Source organism: Tautonia plasticadhaerens, assembly GCF_007752535.1.
In the GTDB taxonomy this organism is placed as follows: Bacteria; Planctomycetota; Planctomycetia; order Isosphaerales; family Isosphaeraceae; genus Tautonia; species Tautonia plasticadhaerens.
This window is the reverse complement of record NZ_CP036426.1, coordinates 4,271,669-4,289,890: the sequence shown is the minus strand read 5'-3', so window position 1 is coordinate 4,289,890 and position 18,222 is coordinate 4,271,669. Positions and strand designations below refer to the sequence as shown.

The following is an 18,222-nucleotide window of genomic DNA, read 5'->3' as shown; positions in this document are numbered from 1 at the left end:
GAGGCCCCGATGGCGTCCCTGAAGAAGAAGCTCCGCAGGCTCGGTCGTCCTCCCAGCCGGCGCCGTTCACACCAGCCGGTCATACCGGATACCGACTTCGCGTTCCCCATCCCGGCTTCCGTCGCCCTGGACCTCCCCCGGCTCCAGTCCACCTGGAGGGCGTGGTACGAGGCGGGCATCGTAGACCGCCCCTGGAACCTTGGAGCGTCCCTGGAGGTCCTGAGCTTCCTTGCAGGAGAGGGCCTCATCGACTGGACCGGCCTGGAGGGCCTGAAGCCGATGGTCCTGGATGTGCTGGAGCGGGTCCGGAGCGGCGCCATGCGTTTGGAGGAGTTCGAGGCCATCATGGATCGGAACTGAAGGCCCAGGCTGGCGTGCCTGCATCACTTCGCCGCCGCTTCCCCGACGCTCACGACCCGGCCAACTACGGGCCGATTTTGGTTTACAATCAAAACTACTCAGACGTACTATGAATTTGATTGTTCGGGGTTGACCCACTTCCCAATTCTGCTTTAGTACTACTCCGTTAGCTTGGTCTTGGAGCGGGTGAGCCAGGGCCGGCAGTGCGCGCAGTCCGGCCGGCTGACCGGCGCCAGCAGCCGCTGCAACGCCCGGCGGATCGCCGGCACCGTGATCACCGGCGCTCGGCCTCCCCCTTTTTGCCCGGCCGGGATCGCCCCCGACGGGCTCGGCGTCGCTCCAGGGTGAGGAACCCGAAGGCCAACATCACCAGGCAGGCGTGATGGTGGAAGCCCCGCCACGAGCGGCCCTCGTGGTGGTCCAGCCCCAGTTCCTCCTTCATCTGCTGGTACCCGAGCTCCACCGGCCAGCGACTCCGCCACAGGCGCACCGCGCGGATCCGGCTGGTATCGGCCGGGAGGTTGCTGAAGGCGTACTTCAGCTTGCCGTCGGCCTGCTCCTCGATCAGCAGCCAGATCGGCTCCGCCCCGGCGCAATCGCCTGTCGCCCATCCCTGGCCCGGCCAAACGCGCAGCCAGGCGAATCGGCCCCACATCGGGCCCTTGGTCCCCTCCCGCCACGTCACCTTCCGGCGCGGCGTCCGCGCCGCCAGCTCCTTCAGGCCCACCGGCCGGGGCGAGCCCTCGGCCAGGCGACGCCGCTTCTGCGGCCGCCCGCCCGTCCCGGCCTTGGGCTCGTCCCACCTCGGCTCCTCGGTGAAGACCAGCATCTCGTCGGTCACGCCGACGACGTAGTGCAGGCCCCGCTCGGCCAGGCCGTCGCGGAACGGGCCCGAGACGCCGTAGCCGCTGTCGGCCACGACGAGCCCGCCCGGCAGCCCTTCGGCGCGGATGCGGTCGAGCAACTCCAGGGCGATCTGACCCTTGGTCAGCGACCGCCGCTCGGCCTCGGGCACCTTGGCCTTATCCAGTCGCTTCGGGTCGGCCAGCCAGCCCTCCGGGAGGTAGAGCCGCATGTTCAGCGGGTAGTGCCCCCTCGGGGCGACGTAGTGGACGCTGACGGCGCACTGGCAGTTGGCCTTCTTGCCCAGGGCGCCGCAGTACTGCCGCTGCACGCCGACGGAGTGCGTGCCCTGCTTGGGGAAGGTGGTGTCATCGATCACGAAGATGCCGGCCGGGTCGGCGAACTTCGCCGCCATCGTGGCCCGGTAGCGGCTCAGGACCGCTTGCTCGTCCCAGGTGCTCTGGCCGAGGAACTGCTGCAGGGCCTGGTCGGGGTCGGCGACGTCGAGCCCCTCCGACAGGGGGACGCGGGCGGCCATCGGCTCGACGCTCTTGCGGTCCCCGTCCTGGACCAGGCCGCGGAGGTAGACGCCGCACCAGGCGGCCTGGCGGGGCCGGTTGAAGTCGGCGCGGAAGGAGGCGGCATACGCGGCGAGGCGGTCGAGGACGTCGGGGTTTAAGTCGGGGGTGTAGGTCCGGTTCATACCCTCGGTACGAACCGCAGCAGTCGATCGTTCGTATGATTTAACGGAGTAGCATTAGAAGCCCTGACAAAACCGTGTGGCATGGAGTTTGCGCCCTGGTGCTGTTTTCCTCCGAACCGAAGGAGACACCACCATGGCGAGCGCCCACATGCCGGACGAGTTCTTCGATCTGGTTGCCCACCACCTGCCGCCGGAACCGGCCATCGGCCCCTACGGCGGGCGTCCGCCGATCGGGCACCGGGTCGCCCTGCGTGTCATCTGGTTCGTCCTGGCCACCGGCAATCGCTGGGAGGATGTCCCGCAGGAACTCGGCTGCTCAGGTCGCACCGCCCATCGCCGGCTGCGGGCCTGGGAGGAGGCCGGCATCTGGGACCGCCTCCATGCCGACCTGCTGAGGCTGCTCCGCAAGGCTGGCAAGCTGGAGACCGACACGGTGGTCGTCGACGGCGTGACGGTGCGGGCCTCCGGCGGCGGCGAGGCGACCGGCCCGAGCCCCGTCGACCGCAGCAGGAAGGGCACGAAGCACACGGTGATGGTCAGTCGCACCGGAGTGCCGCTGGCGATCCGCACCGCCGGGGCCAACGAGAGCGACCACCGCCAGATCATCCCGCTGGTGCTCGACTTCCCGAGCGTCGCCGGCAAACCGGGCAGGCCGAAGCAGTTGCCGGATGACCTGTATGCCGACCGGGGCTACGACAGCGAGGGGACGAGGGCGTTACTGCGTTGGATGGGCATCGAGCCGCACATCGCCAAGCGTCGGACACCGCACGGCAGCGGGCTGGGCAAGGTCCGCTGGGTGGTGGAGCGGACGATCGGCTGGATCAAGGGCCTGCGGCGGATGCGGGTGCGGTACGACCGGCTGGGGGTGATCCAGGACGCCTGGACGACCCTGGCGGCCTGTGTCATCTGCTTCCGTATCCTCCACCAGGATGTGATGTGATTCACCCGGTTTTGTCAGGGCTTCTTAATAGCACCCGTCGGCGACGTTGCCGACACTCATACACCGACAGATGAGACACCGGCACGACGAAGTGCCACCAGGGACGAGTACAGTGCAGACGTTAACCATCACCATCCCCGACGGCTACAAGATCGTCCTCCTGCCCATCTCCGCAGGAGGAAGCCTCCCAACCTCATTCGACGCGAGCCCGGACCGGGTTGCCCCGTCGCCGCAGGGGTTCGACCACCTCCTTCGGCCCACGACGGAACCCCAGGGTCGTCCGGATCGGCCCCCTGTGCTCCGGCCCATCCCGGCCCCGAGCACCGGGGAGCCCGACCGAGCCTTGGGCGGGACAGCCTATCGGACGATCTACGTGTCTGTGCTCGGCATGAGCGCCTCCGAGTACCGACGCCGGCATCGCCTCGCGCCCGACGCCCATATCCTGCCCCATCTCGACGTGCCAACCCGACAATGGATCGCAGCCGCCCGCCGTCGGACTAGGGCGATCCTCGAAGGCGGGATACGCAGCCATTTCGATGCCGCGCGGCAAGCCGTCCGGGAGACCCGTTCCTCCAAGCCCGAGCACACCCCCATGAGCCAGGACGATTTCCTGAAGCGGCTCATGGAACTCTGAGGGGATTGAAAGGACAAAACTCTTCCGTATCCTGAGACCTTCGCACCAGGAGATCAAGGAGATACGCAGATGCGGCCCAGCCCCGAGATGATCCCCGTCCTCATCGATGCCGCCAAGGCCCTCAAGGGCAGTCCGAAGCGAGTCTTCATGGCCAAGACCGTCGCAGCGATGGGGCGGGGTGGACAACGCTGGGCCCAGGAGCATCTCGGCTGGTGCCGGGAGACCATCCGCAAGGGCACGCACGAACTCCGCTCGGGCATGACCTGCGTGGACGCCTTCTCGGCCCGCCGTCGCAAGCCCGCCGAGGAGCACTTGCCCCGACTCCTCGATGACATCCGCAGCATCGCCGACGGGCAGAGCCAGGCCGACCCCAAGTTCCAGACCAAGGGGCTCTTCACCCGGATCAGTGCCGCCGAGGTCCGACGCCAGTTGATCGCCACGAAGGGCTACACCGACGAGGAGTTGCCCACCCAGCAGACCATCAACACCAAGCTGAACCTGCTGGGCTATCGCCTCTCCAGGGTGGCCAAGTGCCGCCCCCAAAAAGAGTCCCGCAGACCGATGCCATCTTCGATCAACTGAAGGCGGTCAACCCCGAGGCGGATCGGGCCAGGGGCACCCTGCGGCTCTCGATCGACGCCAAGGCGACGGTGCATGTCGGCCCCTTCTCACGGCGGGGCCGGAGCCGGACCGGCACGAAGGCGGCGGATCACGACTTCAAGCCCGTGGCGACGCTGACCCCCTTCGGCATCTTCCTGCCCGAGCACGACGACCTGTGGCTGTACATGGCCCGGTCGAAGGTCACCAGCGACTTCATCGCCGATCGCCTGGAGCAATGGTGGGAGGGCGTCCGCCTGCGGTTCCTGCGGGTCAAGACGCTGGTGATCAACCTGGACAACGGCCCGGAGAACCACAGCCGGCGGAGCCAGTTCCTCAAGCGGATCGTGGCCTTCGCCCGCAAGTATCGCCTGGTGGTGCAGTTGGCGTACTACCCGCCGTACCACAGCAAGTACAACCCGATCGAGCGGTGCTGGGGCGTGCTGGAGATGCACTGGAACGGGTCGCTGCTGGACTCGGTGGAGGCGGTGTTGGGATTCGCCCGATCGATGACCTGGAAGCGGAAGCACCCGGTGGTCAGCCTGGTGGAGACGACCTACGCCAAGGGGGTCAGGCTGAAGCCCGAGGAGATGGAGGCGTTGGAGGCCGAGGTGATCCGCCTGCCGTCGCTTGAGAAGTGGTTCGTGAAGATCCCTCGTAAGCGAGGCAGGCCACGGAAGACGTAGCTTCTTTCTGGTGCCTAATTCTTATCGACAGGGGCGCACGAGGGCCGTGGTCGGCGACGTTGCCGACAGGGTTCCACCACCCAGAAGGATACCGGCACGACGACGTGCATTTCTGAAGGACCAGACACCGTGTATGCTCAGAATCTCAACCTCTGCCCGGATTGCGGGTGCTCCCCAGGCCAAACTCACCTCAACGATTGCGACGTTCAGCACTGTTCCGTCTGCGGCCTCCAGAGGGCAGGGCCAGCGCACACTAACATGTTAACGCAGCAATGACTTCCATCAGAAACGTGTCGCTCCAGCCGCAGCCGCGGCGCTTCATGGCCAGGCTCTGTCGCCGGTCGGGGTGCTGCTTGAGGAGCGACAATGTGAAGCGATACAGCCAGGTGATGTTCGCCCCCAGCACCCGCTGGCGGACCCGCGAGTCATCCTCCCGGAACGTCACGTCGAGCGACCAATGGCACGCGTTCTCCACGGACCAGTGGCCCCGCACCGCGCGGGCGAACTGCTCCGCGTCCACCGGCAGGCTGCTGAGGTAGTAGCGAATCTCAATGCTCTCTTCGCCTCCCTTCACCCGCCGCGACGTCACGACGCCGACCGACCTCAGCCCCTTCCACTCCGCCCGGCCGGGCAGGGCCGCCGGCGCTGGCAGGTGCAGGTAGGTCCGGTGCTCCTCGCGACCGTGCCCGCGCTCGCTCGTCGTCAGCTCCTCGGCCCCCTTGAGATCCCCCTCCAGCTGTTCGTCGATGTGCTCGATGACCGCCCGATGCAGCGCCTCGTGGTTCCCCTTCAGGGCCAACACGTAGTCGGCCTTGCCGCGGACTACCTCCTCGGCGATCACCTTCTGCGCCCCCATCGCGTCGATCGTCACTACCCCGCCGCGGACGTCGATCCGCCTCAGCAGCTCGGGGATGGCCGTGATCTCGTTCGACTTCTCGCCGCACACCTCCTGTCCCAGCGCCAGGCCGTACTCGCCGGCCCAGGCGGTGACGATGTGCAGCGGGCCGAGGCCCTCCTTCGCGTCGCGGCTGCGGCGGGCCGTCTTGCCGTCGATGGCGACGACCGGCCGATCGACGCCGGTCGTGGCGATGGCCTCGTCGCGGAGGCGGGCGATCCAGGCGTTGAAGGCGGCCTCGAAGGCCGCGGGCTTGAGCGTCATCAGGATGCGGCGGAGGACATCCTTGCCGGGGATGCCGCGCGGCAGGTCGAGGAGGTCCATCAGGAGCCCCTCTTTGAGCTTCGCCCAGCGGGCGATGGCGGTGGGCCCGGCGGCGCCGGCGAGGACGGCCAAGACAGCGATGACCAGGACGCTGGGCAGCGGATGCCGGCGGTTGATGTGGGAGCGGGGATCTTCCAGCATCGCGAACGATGCCACGATCTCGTCGAGCTTGCTGCGGGTGCCCGCCATCGCCGACCTCCGGCCACCGGGTCTGGTTCACGACACGGTGGACGGTATACCCGGGCAGCGGGGCGGGCGCAAGGCCGCAGAGCTTGCCGGATTGTTATAGAAGTGCGCGCTGGCCCTGCTCCAGAGGGTCTCTTGCGGCGGCTGCCAGGGCCACGATCCGGAGGACTCGGCTTGGACTGGGGAATGGCCGGAGGGCCCTCCGACTCGATCACGCGACGGCGACGGCTCCGAGGAGGGGAACGGCACCAGGCCAGAGGGCATCTTGATATGGTGCCGCTGCAAACTCGGCCCCATGCGGGCCTACTGGGTTGTCTTCTCCTGGTCGATTCATGCTGCCTACAAGGAGACGATCCTCGCCGAGGGGTACGAACCCACCCTCCCGGCTGCCGAGGAGGCCGCGCTGGAGGTGGTAGGCCGAATCCGTCGGCGATTCAAGGCTGTCGAGACCGATTCGGCCGGGATCGCTGCCCGACTCCACAAGATCAGGGTCGCCGAGCGCCGCAAGCAGAGCGGTCGCAATTGCGACAACGCTCAAGTCTGTTCTCGTGCGTCCTGAGCCAACGGTCACCGTGCGTGCCGCAAACGCAGCCCGGTCGTTGATACGGACCCAGGGGCCGAGGCTGATCCCTTGGGCCAATTCACCTCTCTCGCTCCGGACAACCTCATCGGCGCGGCTGGGGCTGCACGGGATCGCCCCCGTTGTTCGAGCCCAGCCCCTTCGAGGCCCAGGCCGACGAGACACTTCGCCCTGCTCGCCCTGATGGCTCCCGCCTGCCCGCCATCGGCGATGGTCGGCCCGACCCGGTGATCGTCGGCGGGCCGGGACCGGTCCGGATGCCGGATTGCCGGTCGCCGCAGAATTCGCCATCATCACCGCCACCGCCCCGGCGCCCGACACCACGAGGGGACCGACATGACCGCCGACGACGCCCATCGAGACGACCTCCCGGGCCAGGCCCACGGCTGCATCGCCGACGCCGACCACGACCGAGAGGTCCCCGAGATCGACCTGCTCAGCCCCCTGGCGATCCGGGGCGTGACCCTGCGTAACCGCATCGTCATGTCCCCGATGTGCCAGTATTCCGCCGAGGACGGCCTGGCCAACGACTGGCACCTGGTCCACCTCGGCAGCCGAGCCGCCGGGGGCACGGCCCTGATCATCGTTGAGGCCACCGCCGTCACCCCCGAGGGCCGCATCTCGCCCGCCGACATGGGCCTCTGGGGCGAGCAGCACGTCGAGCCGCTGGCCCGCATCGCCCGCTTCGTCCGGTCACAGGGGGCCGTCGCCGGCATCCAACTGGCCCACGCCGGTCGCAAGGCCAGTTGCGAGCCCCCCTGGCTGGGCGGGGCCAGCATCACCTCGGCCGAGGCCGGCGGCTGGGAGGTCGTCGGCCCGAGCCCGATCCCCTTCCGGGACGGCGACCCGGTGCCCGTGCCGCTGGACGAGCCGGGCATCGAGGCGGTCATCGACGCCTTCGAGGCCGCCTGCCGGCGGGCGCTGGAGGCGGGCTTCCAGGTCGTCGAACTCCACGCCGCCCACGGCTACCTGCTGCACGAGTTCCTCTCCCCCCTGAGCAATCAGCGGACGGACCGCTACGGGGGTAGCTTGGACAACCGGATGCGGCTGGTCCTGCGGGTCGCCGAGCGGCTGCGGGGGGTGATGCCGCCGGAGTTGCCGCTGTTCGTCCGCATCTCGGCGACCGACTGGGTGGAGGGCGGCTGGGACATCGAGCAGTCGGTCGTCCTGGCGCGGCACCTAAAGGGGCTGGGGGTGGACCTGATCGACGTGTCCTCCGGCGCCCTGGTGCCCAAGGCGACGATCCCGGTGTCCCGGGGCTATCAGGTGCCCTTCGCCCGCCGGATCAGGGACGGGGCGGGGATCATGACCGGGGCGGTGGGGATGATCACCGAGCCGGGGCACGCCAACGAGGTCATCACCGCCGGGGACGCTGACCTGGCGTTCATCGGGCGGGAGTTGCTGCGGGAGCCGTACTGGGCGATCAGGGCCCAGCACGAACTGGACGGCGAGCCGTCCTGGCCGATCCCGTATGGCTATGCCGTCAAGCGTCGGGCGCGGTGACCATCGATGCCGACGGCTCGGCACAGGGGGCCGAGGCCGGTGCGGGGTGCCCGTCGGAGCCGAGGGGCAAGTGCGGCCCCTCGGCCTCCCGGAGCGGAGGCTCTCCTCCCTCCGGTCGGGGACGCGACGGCGGGCCGAGGGCAACGAAGTCGAGCCCGCTGGCCCCCGTCCCGCGCGGCCCGTATCCTGATGGCACCGGTCGCCTGCACCGGCCTCAAGGGCCGACCGACGCCGGGCCGGAATCCCGGGACTCGGAGATCGTCATGTGGTGTCATCGCCGTACGCGTGCGGTCCTCCTTCGCCTGTCCTGCCTGCTGGCGCTGGCCGTGTCCGTCATGCCGGCTCTGCCATGCCGGGCCGCCCAAGAGCCCGACTTCACCCGCCAGGAGGACGTGATCTACGGGCGGAAGGACGGAACCGCCCTGACGTTGGATGTGTTTGCACCAAAGGATGAATCCAACGGGGCGGGGATCGTCCTGGTCGTCAGCGGCGGCTTCTTCTCGTCGCACGAGGCGATCAACCCCGGCTTCGTGCAGCCGTTCCTCGACCGGGGCTACACCGTGTTCGCCGTCGTCCACGGCAGCCAGCCGCGCTACACCGTCCCCGAGATCGTCGAGGACATGAATCGGGCCGTCCGCTTCATCCGACACCACGCCGCCGACTACGGGATCGACCCCGACCGAATCGGGGTCACCGGGGCCTCGGCGGGGGGCCACCTCTCGCTGATGCTGGGGACCGACGGCGACCAAGGCGACCCGGACGCCCGAGACCCGGTGGACCGGGAGTCGAGCCAGGTGCAGGCGGTGGCCTGCTTCTTCCCGCCCACCGACTTCCTCAACTTCGGGGGGTCGGGCCAGGAGAAGCTCCACGCCCGGGACCACCAGAAGCCGTTCCGGCCCGCCTTCGACTACTACGAGCGGGACGAGGAGACCAACCTGCTGGAGCCGATCACGGACGAGGACCGGCTGCGGGAGATCACCGCCGATATCTCGCCAGTCACCCACGTCAGCCCGGACGACCCGCCGACCCTGATCATCCACGGCGACCGGGACGAACTGGTCCCCTTGCAGCAGTCCGAGGTCATGGTCGAGGCGATGGAGGGGGCCGGCGTCGAGGCGAAGCTGGTGGTCAAGGAGGGGGCCGGGCACGGCTGGCCCACGATCACCGAGGACCTGGAGACCTTCGCCGACTGGTTCGACGAACATCTGGCGGCACCGGAGGGCGAACGCCAATGATTGGCGTGCAGTTCGGCCTCGTCTTCCTCATGGCGTCCCTGGCGGCTCCTGTCGTCGTATCGGCCGACGAGTCGCCCGGCCCGCTCCCTCCGGGGACACGACTGGCCCTCGACGAGCACTGGGCCTCCGGGGAGATCGACCCCGGGCGTTGGTATGTGCTCCGGAAGAGATGGGGCGAGGGCAACCACGGGGTCGTCCCGGAGAACGTCCGCATCGAGGCCGACACGGTGGAGGGCCGGGCGCAGAACGTCCTCGTCTGCGAGGCCCACGGCGATGCCTACGACGGCCCAGTCCTCGGCCACGGCGGCAACACGGCCAGGGTCGGTGGCGTCATCGTCTCGAAGCCGTTCTTTGCCTCGGGCCGCTTCGAGGTCGTCATGAAGATCGGGTCGTCGGAGTCATCCGAGGGAGGCCCGGTGGACCCGGGGCGCCCTCGGGGCAGCGTTCCGGCGATCTGGACCTACGGCGATCGCTTCGTCGAGGTCGGGCTTGACCGCAAGGAGGACTTCGCGCCCGGGGTGCCGCTCTACAACCCCCTGATGGAGCGATACGGCGACGGGTCGGTCGAATACTGGTCGGAGTTGGACTTCCCCGAGTTCGGCAAGGGCGGCACCTTCGACCGGGCCATGTACAACACCTTCTGCCAGAACCGGCACGACTCCCGGACGTTCGAGGTCGGCCCCGTCGCCGACGGCGCCTATCACACCTACACGACGGAATGGCGCACAACGCTGGAGCCTCTGCCCGGGGTGACCGACGCCCAGGTCGTCGAGCACCTGGGCTATTGGTGGGTCCGGGACGAATCCATCCCGTTCGACCGCTACCTGGGCAACCCGCTGAAGCGGCTGGGCCGGGACCGCTACGCCCTCTACCGGGGCGAGCGAGCCGAGCACTGGATCGACGGCCGCAAGGTCGGGGAGAACGATCGGTTCGTCCCGGCGATGGGGGCCCAGTTGAACCTGGGCGTCTGGCTGCCCGGGTGGGCGGGTCCGGCCCCATGGGAGACGACGACGGTCTCGTTCGCCTCGGTGCGGGTCTGGCAATACGACGACCCCGGCGACGTGCGGGGGGTGCTGGTCGAGGACATCACCGATAACTTCGACGAGCAGGGGCATCCGCTGAGATGACCGGCCGCCACCGGGGTCGCATGACCTGTCCATCTCCACGCAGACGATGTAGGCTCTGATCTGGTTCGAGCCCCCTCGGATGGAAAGCCTCGGGAGTCGCCGATGAGTCGCCTCTGCCGATCGATCCTGCTCGCCTCGACCTTGCTCGTACCCCTTGCCCAGCCGGGCCGGGCTGCTGACGATCCGTCCTACTCCCGCCAGGAGGACGTGATCTACGGGCGCAAGCACGGCACCGCCCTGACCCTGGACGTGTTCACCCCCGAGGAGGACACCAACGGTCTCGGCCTCGTCATGGTCGTCAGCGGCGGCTGGTTCTCGGCACACGAGGCGATCCCCTTGCCCCTGATCGAGCCGCTGGTCGGTCGGGGCTACACGGTCTTCGCCGTCGTCCACGGCAGCCAGCCGAAGTTCACCATCCCCGAAATCCTCCAGGATATGCACCGCGCCGTCCGCTTCATCCGCCACCACGCCGAGGACTACGGCATCGACCCGAATCGCATCGGCATCTACGGCGGCTCGGCGGGCGGCCACCTGTCGCTGATGCAAGGCGTGGCCGGGGACGAGGGCGATCCGGACGCGAAGGTCCCGGTGGACCGGGAGTCGAGCCGGGTGCAGGCCGTGGCCTGCCTCTACCCGCCCACCGACTTCCTCAACTACGGCCAGCCAGGCGAGAACGCCCTGGGCCGGGGCATCCTGGAGGGCTTCAAGGCGCCGTTCGACTTCCACGAACTGGACCCGCAGCAGAACAAGTTCGTGACGATCACCGAGGAGGAGCGGGTCCTGGAGATCGGCAGGGACATCTCACCGGTCAATCACGTCGGCCCGGACGACCCGCCGACGCTGATCGTCCACGGCGATGCCGACAAGCTGGTCCCCATCCAGCAGGCCGAGGTGATCGTCGAGAAGCTCCAGGAGGCCGGCGTCGAGGCCAGGCTGGTGGTCAAGGAGGGGGCCGCCCATGGCTGGCCCGACGTGCCGAAGGACGTGGAGACCTTCGCCGACTGGTTCGACGAGCATCTGAGGCAGTCGGACGACGAGGGGCCGGGCGAGTTAACATCGGCATCCAAGGCCGACCAGCCGCCCCGCAAGGTGGTCGTCGGCACGGCCATCTTCGGCCCCTACGGCGACGATCCGGGCCTCGACGAGCGGCTGGAGGCCCTGGGTGGCCTGATCGACGAGATGGCCCGCCGGGCTGAGGAAAAGTATCCGGGCGAGGGGCTCGACCTGGCGATCCTGCCCGAGACGGTCGTCACTTCCGGCCGGGGCCCGGCCCACGAGCGGGCCATCCCCCTCGACGGCCCGGTCCGGGAGACCTTCGCCGACCTGGCCCGCACACACCGGACCTACATCATCGCCCCGATGGACCTCGCCGAGGAGGGGCCGCAGGGAACCACCTACGCCAACGCCGCCGCCCTCTTCGACCGCCGGGGCGAGGTGGCCGGCATCTACCGCAAGGCCCATCCGGTGGCCGTGCTCGGCACCGACGAACTGGAGGGCGGCATCACGCCGGGCGACGAGTACCCGGTGTTCGACTGCGACTTCGGCCGGCTGGGCATCCAGATTTGCTGGGACATCCAGTTCGACGACGGCTGGGAGGCCCTGGCCGAGCAGGGTGCCGAGGTCGTCGCCTGGCCCAGCGCCAGCCCGGCGACCGCCCAGCCGGCCTCCAGAGCCGCCCGGAACCGCTACTACGTCGTGTCGAGCACCTGGCGGGAGGACGCCACGGTCTTCGAGCCGACCGGCCTGGTCGCCGCCCAGGTCGAGGGCTCGGAGGGGGTCCTCGTCCACCAGATCGACCTGAGCTACGCCATCCTGGGCTGGTCGGCCCCGCTCCGAAACGGCAGGGCGTTCACAGAGGAGTATGGGGATCGGGTCGGCTACCACTACGAGCCGAGGGAGGACCTGGGGCTGTTCTGGTCGAACGACCCGCAGACGCCGATCGGGGAGATGGTCCGGGCTCTGGGCCTTGAGGAGCATGACGCCCAGGTGGAGCGGAACCGCCGGTTGCAGGACGCCGCTCGGGGCGGGCCGGTGGCTCGTCCCTGAGCCGCCTTTCGGGACATGCTCGCCGGCATCGTTGGGGGGCAAGGTCTCGTCCTCCCTCGACCGGTGATCTACTCTGGTACCTTCGGGACGATCTTCTTCATCGGGCGGTGGTGGCCTATCCCTGAAAAGACCGCGCGCGATCCCACGAATATCCCGGAGAACCCTTCCCATCTGGGCCATGCGCCAGTCCGGAGGTCGAGGTCGTGAATAAGCTCCAGGTGGCGGAAGAGGCCGAATTTGCTGGGCGGCAGGGCATCGGGACCGCCATGATGGGGGGCAATCCATCGATTCACCGGGGGGACTCGCGCCTGCCGGTCGATCAGGCCAGTTGGCTCGACTGCCAGGAGTTCTGCGAGCGCCTCTGCCAGGGGCACGGCCGGGCCTTCCGGCTCCCCAGCGAGGCCGAGTGGGAGTATGCGTGCCGGGCGGGGACAATGACACGGTACGCCTTCGGGGACACGCTCTCGCCGGGCCAGGCCAACTTCACCCCCTTCACCGACCGGTTCGGCCCCACTCCCGAGGACGAGGACGCCCTCGTCCGGGAGATGGAGTCGGCGGTCGAGGCGGCGGGATTGTTCGGCGGGGAGCGTGCGAGGCCGACGCCGGTGGGCAGCTACCCCCCGAACGGCTGGGGCATCCATGACATGCACGGCAACGTGGACGAGTAGTGCGAAGACGTGTGGCATCCCAACTACGAAGGCGCACCCTCGGATGGGAGCGCCTAGCTCGACAGCGAGGCCGAGGAGCCGTTCCGGGTCGTGCGCGGCGGCTGGGCCTCGGCCACGGAACTCGTCTGCACCAGTTCGGCCCGCCGCCAGTTGCGGGCCGACGCCGGGTCGCTGGGCAACCATGGCGAGGACGACGACGGGGGCGAGGGCGGGTTCATGGCGTCGTTCCTCTCCATGATGTACACACCGTACGGGTTCCGGGTGGTCTGCGAGTGCCCGTGAGGGGTCGATCGACCCCCTACTCGACGATATCCTCCACCATTGACCATTCAGCACTGGAGAGATGTGATGGAATATGATCGTGCGATCTGGGAAGACCGCCGTAGCCCCGGGGGAGAAAGGACATCTCGGAAGGGAGACGATCGCACGGAATTCGATCGCGATAGAGCGAGAATCATCCATTCGGCAGCTTTTCGCCGTCTCCAGGCGAAAACTCAGGTCTTAGGGATCACCGAGGGAGACTTTCACAGGACACGACTTACTCATTCGATGGAGGTCGCACAGATCGCTACTGGGATTGGGACGAGGTTGGAAAACAAGACGGAAGAGTTGACGGATTGGTTCCCACGCAGGGATTTACTTGAGGCTATTTGCTTCGCTCACGACCTAGTGTCCCGAGTCGGAAGTCCGTTTACAAACCCGCTTGATGCGGTTGGGGATCAGGCCGGCGTCTGCGGCCCACACGAACGGCTTGGGGTCCGCGTTGTGGTGCTCCAGGTACCCTCGGATCGCCGCCTCCAACGCCGCCACGCTGCGGAACACGCCGCGTCGGATCCGCGTCTCGGTGATCTCCGCGAAGAACCGCTCGACCGGGTTCAGCCAAGAGCTGCTGGTCGGAGTGAAGTGCGGGTGGTACTCCGGGGGCCGCAGGAACCATCGCTCCACCGCCGGCGTCTCGTGGGTCGCGTAGTGGTCCAGCACCAGGTGGACCTCCACGCCCGGCTCGCGCGGGACGCGGGCGTGGACCTCGTCCAGGAACCGCAGGAACCCCTTCGCGCGGTGCCTCCGGTGGCCAGGGCCAGCGCGCACTTCTATAACAATCCGGCAAGCTCTGCGGCCTTGCGCCCGCCCCGCTGCCCGGGTATACCGTCCACCGTGTCGTGAACCAGACCCGGTGGCCGGAGGTCGGCGATGGCGGGCACCCGCAGCAAGCTCGACGAGATCGTGGCATCGTTCGCGATGCTGGAAGATCCCCGCTCCCACATCAACCGCCGGCATCCGCTGCCCAGCGTCCTGGTCATCGCTGTCTTGGCCGTCCTCGCCGGCGCCGCCGGGCCCACCGCCATCGCCCGCTGGGCGAAGCTCAAAGAGGGGCTCCTGATGGACCTCCTCGACCTGCCGCGCGGCATCCCCGGCAAGGATGTCCTCCGCCGCATCCTGATGACGCTCAAGCCCGCGGCCTTCGAGGCCGCCTTCAACGCCTGGATCGCCCGCCTCCGCGACGAGGCCATCGCCACGACCGGCGTCGATCGGCCGGTCGTCGCCATCGACGGCAAGACGGCCCGCCGCAGCCGCGACGCGAAGGAGGGCCTCGGCCCGCTGCACATCGTCACCGCCTGGGCCGGCGAGTACGGCCTGGCGCTGGGACAGGAGGTGTGCGGCGAGAAGTCGAACGAGATCACGGCCATCCCCGAGCTGCTGAGGCGGATCGACGTCCGCGGCGGGGTAGTGACGATCGACGCGATGGGGGCGCAGAAGGTGATCGCCGAGGAGGTAGTCCGCGGCAAGGCCGACTACGTGTTGGCCCTGAAGGGGAACCACGAGGCGCTGCATCGGGCGGTCATCGAGCACATCGACGAACAGCTGGAGGGGGATCTCAAGGGGGCCGAGGAGCTGACGACGAGCGAGCGCGGGCACGGTCGCGAGGAGCACCGGACCTACCTGCACCTGCCAGCGCCGGCGGCCCTGCCCGGCCGGGCGGAGTGGAAGGGGCTGAGGTCGGTCGGCGTCGTGACGTCGCGGCGGGTGAAGGGAGGCGAAGAGAGCATTGAGATTCGCTACTACCTCAGCAGCCTGCCGGTGGACGCGGAGCAGTTCGCCCGCGCGGTGCGGGGCCACTGGTCCGTGGAGAACGCGTGCCATTGGTCGCTCGACGTGACGTTCCGGGAGGATGACTCGCGGGTCCGCCAGCGGGTGCTGGGGGCGAACATCACCTGGCTGTATCGCTTCACATTGTCGCTCCTCAAGCAGCACCCCGACCGGCGACAGAGCCTGGCCATGAAGCGCCGCGGCTGCGGCTGGAGCGACACGTTTCTGATGGAAGTCATTGCTGCGTTAACATGTTAGTGTGCGCTGGCCCTGCTCCGGTGGCACCGACCGATCACCTCGCCGGTAGCCACGTTCGGGGCCGCGAACAGCGATGTGGTCCCGTTGCGGACGTAGTCGTGGGTAGGCCGCCCGGCCTGCCCCGGCGTCATCGGCAGCAGCGGCTGGGTCCGGCCCAGGGCCTGGACCTGGCTCTTCTCGTCGACGCACAGGGCGATCGCCCGCTCCGGCGGGCTCATGTACAGCCCGACGACGTCGCGGACCTTCGCGACGAAGAACGGGTCGGTCGAGAGCTTGGAGGTCTCGCGGAGGTGCGGCTTCAGCCCGAACGAGCGCCAGATCCGCCCGACGGCCGTCTGGGACATGCCGGCGGCCTCGGCCATGCCGCGGGTACTCCAGTGCGTGGCCGACTCGGGCTTGGTCTCCAGCGTCCCGGTGACGACCCGCTCGACGTCGGCGTCGGCGATCGTGCGCGGCGCGCCGGGGCGGGGCTCGTCGGCCAGCCCCTCCAGGCGTCGCTCGACGAACCGCCGCCGCCGGGTGCCAACGGTGGCCGAGCAGACGCGGGGCCTGGCGGCGACCGCCTCGTTCTCCAGCCCCTCGGCGCAGGCCGGGACGATGCGGGCGCGGGTGGCGCGCCGCAGGGTGCTCTTGGGGCGGCTCGCCCAGGTCGTCAACGTCTGCCGCTCGTCGTCGCTCAGGACCAGCTCGGCCAGCGGTCGCGCCATGTTGGGGTCTCCTTTGGGGAGACTCTACCGGGCGAACGGCGAGGGCGCAAGGTTATTCAACGGATTTCCGACTCAGGACACTAGGTCATCCACCATTTGGCCATGGCGGTGAACGTGCGCTCAACAACGCACTCTTGACTTCCCCCCATAGGCAGTAGTTTCCCCGAAAACCTGCACTCCTACCGGCCTCCTGTTGCATCTTGAGCGGGGCATCTCCCGATCGGACCTTGATGGGTTGATCACCACCTCATCCGGTCCCGCACCAGGAGATGCCCCGATGACCGACGCTACGCTGCTCTGGTCGATCTGGCAAGCACTGCTCGCCCGCTTCGCCTGGGCCTTCAACCGGCCCGGACACCGCCGCTTCGTCGAGTGGGTCACCGGCCTGGCCCTCAACGTCGAGGAGCATACCGTCACGCAGTCGGTCCTGGCCCTCGACCGGCCGGCCGACTGGCGGGCGATGGAACGCTTCGCCGAGTACGGGGCCTGGGATGCCGGGGCCGTCACCCGCAGCCTGACCCGGCTCGTCGAGCAGGCCCCCGGCCGCACCTGGCACGGCTATCACGCCCCGGCGGTCGATGACACCAAGGTCCACCGCTCGGGCAAGCACGTCTGGGGAACCTGCACGTTCCACGAGTACACCGCCCGCTGCCCCAACCGGGCCGCCACCGTCCGGGCCCATAACTGGGTCGTGCTCGGGGCCTTGCTCGATGAGCCCGGTCGGCCCGCCTGGTTCCTGCCGGTCTCGGGACGGCTCTACTTCCGCAAGTCGCAACTGCCGGCCCGGTCGGGGTTCGTCGGGCCGAAGGTGGGCTTCCGCACGAAGTGCGAACTGGCCGTGGAACTGATCCGGGAGCAGGCCCGGATCACCGGCGGGCGGCACCTGGCCGTCTTCGACGGCGGCTACGCCCTGAAGAGCGTGATCCGGCCGCTGGTCACGCCCGAGGGCGACTCGCCCCGCATCGAGTTCCTGACCCGGCTGCGGCACGACGCCCGGCTGCACGCCCCGCCGCCGACCGGACGCCGCGAGGGGCAGCGGGGGCCGATGCCGAAGTGGGGCAAGAAGCTGGAGCCGCCCCGCCGGGGCGGCCGGTGGTCCGGGCCGTGGCACGAGGGGCACGCCCTGGTCTACGGCCGGCGGCGGCGGGTCCGCTGGAAGGAGGTCGTCGGCCGGTGGCGGGTGGCCGGCCATGGGGTGCCCATCAAGGCGGTCGTCGCCTGCGTCGAGGGGTACAAGAAGCGGTTCGCCCTGGTCACCTCGGCCGTGGAGTTGACCGGGCTTCAGATGGTCGAGTTGTTCGCCGCCCGCTTCCGGCAGGAGGACGGATTTCGAGACCTAAAGCAGCGGTTGGGATGGGAGCAGTGCCGGGCCTGGACGAGGAAGCCGATCGAGCGGACGAGCCAGGCCCAGTGGGTGACGATGAGCCTGCTGCGGCTGGCCCAGTTCCGGCTGGAGGCGGCCGGCGAGGTGGGCTGGTGGTTCCGGCCGCCGTGGAACCGCAAGAAGGACCGGCCGAGCGTGCTCGATGTCGAACGACTGCTGCGACGGCACGGCCCGGAAATCCGGCGGCTCCTGTCGGAATGGCTGGGAGAAGGGCGGGAGGACGGTTCGAGGCGGTCGTGCGGCGGGGTCGGCGGGGTCGGCGGGTAGCGATCCGACGCCGACGGGCGTTCGAGGCGGGAAATCCGGGGCCGACCGAGCCACCTCACGGTGCGGGTAGCGGGGAGACGCTACGCACCGCCGGAGATGGGGTGGAGTGATTCGGGGAAACTACTGCATAGGAGGGATGGGCAGGTCGGTTTCGAGGGCAACGGGCAAACCCTGCGGCTGTTGACCAGTCT

General features: G+C 68.8%; 17 protein-coding genes. 13 read left to right on the top strand and 4 right to left on the bottom strand.

What is annotated here, in order from left to right; all coding sequences use genetic code 11:
• Positions 1-9 precede the first annotated feature (9 nt).
• On the top strand, positions 10-360 hold the full coding sequence (locus ElP_RS17245; RefSeq protein WP_145271353.1) for a hypothetical protein: 351 nt from the start codon (positions 10-12) through the stop codon (positions 358-360).
• 274 nt (positions 361-634) lie between these two features.
• Here the strand turns inward: ElP_RS17245 and ElP_RS17240 are convergent, their stop codons facing one another.
• Complete coding sequence (locus ElP_RS17240) at positions 635-1,906, bottom strand: IS701 family transposase (protein ID WP_145267809.1); 1,272 nt, start codon at positions 1,904-1,906, stop codon at positions 635-637.
• A gap of 133 nt (positions 1,907-2,039) precedes the next feature.
• Here ElP_RS17240 and ElP_RS17235 point away from each other — a divergent pair, with 133 nt between their 5' ends.
• From ElP_RS17235 to ElP_RS41230, 3 genes are all read left to right on the top strand, one after another.
• Positions 2,040-2,846, top strand: coding sequence for an IS5 family transposase (locus ElP_RS17235; protein WP_145269653.1), 807 nt, complete (start codon positions 2,040-2,042; stop codon positions 2,844-2,846).
• Between the two features lie 373 nt (positions 2,847-3,219).
• Positions 3,220-3,480, top strand: a complete 261-nt coding sequence (locus ElP_RS17230; protein WP_145271352.1) for a hypothetical protein — start codon at positions 3,220-3,222, stop codon at positions 3,478-3,480.
• 69 nt (positions 3,481-3,549) lie between these two features.
• Positions 3,550-4,763 (top strand): ISAzo13 family transposase gene (locus ElP_RS41230; RefSeq protein WP_390834704.1). Its coding sequence is split into 2 segments (ribosomal slippage): positions 3,550-4,027 and positions 4,027-4,763, totalling 1,215 coding nucleotides; the frame shifts between segments, so codons are not numbered across the junction.
• A gap of 253 nt (positions 4,764-5,016) precedes the next feature.
• Here the strand turns inward: ElP_RS41230 and ElP_RS17220 are convergent.
• Positions 5,017-6,171, bottom strand: a complete 1,155-nt coding sequence (locus tag ElP_RS17220; protein ID WP_145271338.1) for an ISAs1 family transposase — start codon at positions 6,169-6,171, stop codon at positions 5,017-5,019.
• 292 nt (positions 6,172-6,463) lie between these two features.
• Between ElP_RS17220 and ElP_RS17215 the strand changes: the two genes are divergently transcribed.
• The 7 genes from ElP_RS17215 (at position 6,464) to ElP_RS17185 (ending at position 13,609) form a co-directional block, all read left to right on the top strand.
• Positions 6,464-6,727, top strand: a complete 264-nt coding sequence (locus ElP_RS17215) for a hypothetical protein (protein WP_145271350.1) — start codon at positions 6,464-6,466, stop codon at positions 6,725-6,727.
• 357 nt (positions 6,728-7,084) lie between these two features.
• Positions 7,085-8,251 carry an NADH:flavin oxidoreductase/NADH oxidase gene (locus ElP_RS17210; protein ID WP_145271348.1) on the top strand — a complete coding sequence of 389 codons (1,167 nt, stop codon included), beginning with the start codon at positions 7,085-7,087 and terminating at the stop codon, positions 8,249-8,251.
• Between the two features lie 263 nt (positions 8,252-8,514).
• Positions 8,515-9,486, top strand: a complete 972-nt coding sequence (locus tag ElP_RS17205; RefSeq protein ID WP_231749762.1) for an alpha/beta hydrolase — start codon at positions 8,515-8,517, stop codon at positions 9,484-9,486.
• Entirely contained in the window at positions 9,483-10,613 is a 1,131-nt protein-coding gene (locus tag ElP_RS17200; protein ID WP_197447069.1) for a glycoside hydrolase family 16 protein, read from the top strand. The genes ElP_RS17205 and ElP_RS17200 overlap by 4 nt, the downstream gene beginning before the upstream one ends.
• A 102-nt stretch (positions 10,614-10,715) precedes the next feature.
• Positions 10,716-12,659 (top strand): nitrilase-related carbon-nitrogen hydrolase, encoded by a 1,944-nt coding sequence (locus tag ElP_RS17195; RefSeq protein ID WP_145271346.1) that lies wholly within the window; start codon positions 10,716-10,718, stop codon positions 12,657-12,659.
• Positions 12,660-12,862: 203 nt separating this feature from the next.
• Positions 12,863-13,327, top strand: a complete 465-nt coding sequence (locus tag ElP_RS17190; protein WP_145271344.1) for a formylglycine-generating enzyme family protein — start codon at positions 12,863-12,865, stop codon at positions 13,325-13,327.
• 90 nt (positions 13,328-13,417) lie between these two features.
• Positions 13,418-13,609, top strand: coding sequence for a hypothetical protein (locus tag ElP_RS17185; protein WP_145271342.1), 192 nt, complete (start codon positions 13,418-13,420; stop codon positions 13,607-13,609).
• Positions 13,610-13,993: 384 nt separating this feature from the next.
• Here the strand turns inward: ElP_RS17185 and ElP_RS17175 are convergent, their stop codons facing one another.
• On the bottom strand, positions 13,994-14,416 hold the full coding sequence (locus ElP_RS17175; protein WP_197447068.1) for a transposase: 423 nt from the start codon (positions 14,414-14,416) through the stop codon (positions 13,994-13,996).
• A 102-nt stretch (positions 14,417-14,518) separates the two neighbouring features.
• On the opposite strand from ElP_RS17175, the gene ElP_RS17170 reads away from it, so the two are divergent.
• Positions 14,519-15,673 carry an ISAs1 family transposase gene (locus ElP_RS17170; RefSeq protein ID WP_145271338.1) on the top strand — a complete coding sequence of 385 codons (1,155 nt, stop codon included), beginning with the start codon at positions 14,519-14,521 and terminating at the stop codon, positions 15,671-15,673.
• Here ElP_RS17170 and ElP_RS17165 read toward each other — a convergent pair.
• Positions 15,670-16,380 (bottom strand): IS630 family transposase, encoded by a 711-nt coding sequence (locus tag ElP_RS17165; protein ID WP_145271336.1) that lies wholly within the window; start codon positions 16,378-16,380, stop codon positions 15,670-15,672. The genes ElP_RS17170 and ElP_RS17165 overlap by 4 nt on opposite strands.
• Before the next feature lie 277 nt (positions 16,381-16,657).
• Here ElP_RS17165 and ElP_RS17160 point away from each other — a divergent pair, with 277 nt between their 5' ends.
• On the top strand, positions 16,658-18,031 hold the full coding sequence (locus ElP_RS17160) for an IS701 family transposase (RefSeq protein WP_145269655.1): 1,374 nt from the start codon (positions 16,658-16,660) through the stop codon (positions 18,029-18,031).
• Positions 18,032-18,222: the final 191 nt, after the last annotated feature.

Bases quoted from the DNA above. Each gene is read 5' to 3' on its own strand.
- ElP_RS17245 (WP_145271353.1), top strand. From the start codon at position 10: ATGGCGTCCCTGAAGAAGAAGCTCCGCAGGCTCGGTCGTCCTCCCAGC.
- ElP_RS17240 (WP_145267809.1), bottom strand. From the start codon at position 1,906: ATGAACCGGACCTACACCCCCGACTTAAACCCCGACGTCCTCGACCGC.
- ElP_RS17235 (WP_145269653.1), top strand. From the start codon at position 2,040: ATGGCGAGCGCCCACATGCCGGACGAGTTCTTCGATCTGGTTGCCCAC.
- ElP_RS17220 (WP_145271338.1), bottom strand. From the start codon at position 6,171: ATGGCGGGCACCCGCAGCAAGCTCGACGAGATCGTGGCATCGTTCGCG.
- ElP_RS17215 (WP_145271350.1), top strand. From the start codon at position 6,464: ATGCGGGCCTACTGGGTTGTCTTCTCCTGGTCGATTCATGCTGCCTAC.
- ElP_RS17210 (WP_145271348.1), top strand. From the start codon at position 7,085: ATGACCGCCGACGACGCCCATCGAGACGACCTCCCGGGCCAGGCCCAC.
- ElP_RS17205 (WP_231749762.1), top strand. From the start codon at position 8,515: ATGTGGTGTCATCGCCGTACGCGTGCGGTCCTCCTTCGCCTGTCCTGC.
- ElP_RS17200 (WP_197447069.1), top strand. From the start codon at position 9,483: ATGATTGGCGTGCAGTTCGGCCTCGTCTTCCTCATGGCGTCCCTGGCG.
- ElP_RS17195 (WP_145271346.1), top strand. From the start codon at position 10,716: ATGAGTCGCCTCTGCCGATCGATCCTGCTCGCCTCGACCTTGCTCGTA.
- ElP_RS17170 (WP_145271338.1), top strand. From the start codon at position 14,519: ATGGCGGGCACCCGCAGCAAGCTCGACGAGATCGTGGCATCGTTCGCG.
- ElP_RS17165 (WP_145271336.1), bottom strand. From the start codon at position 16,380: ATGGCGCGACCGCTGGCCGAGCTGGTCCTGAGCGACGACGAGCGGCAG.
- ElP_RS17160 (WP_145269655.1), top strand. From the start codon at position 16,658: ATGACCGACGCTACGCTGCTCTGGTCGATCTGGCAAGCACTGCTCGCC.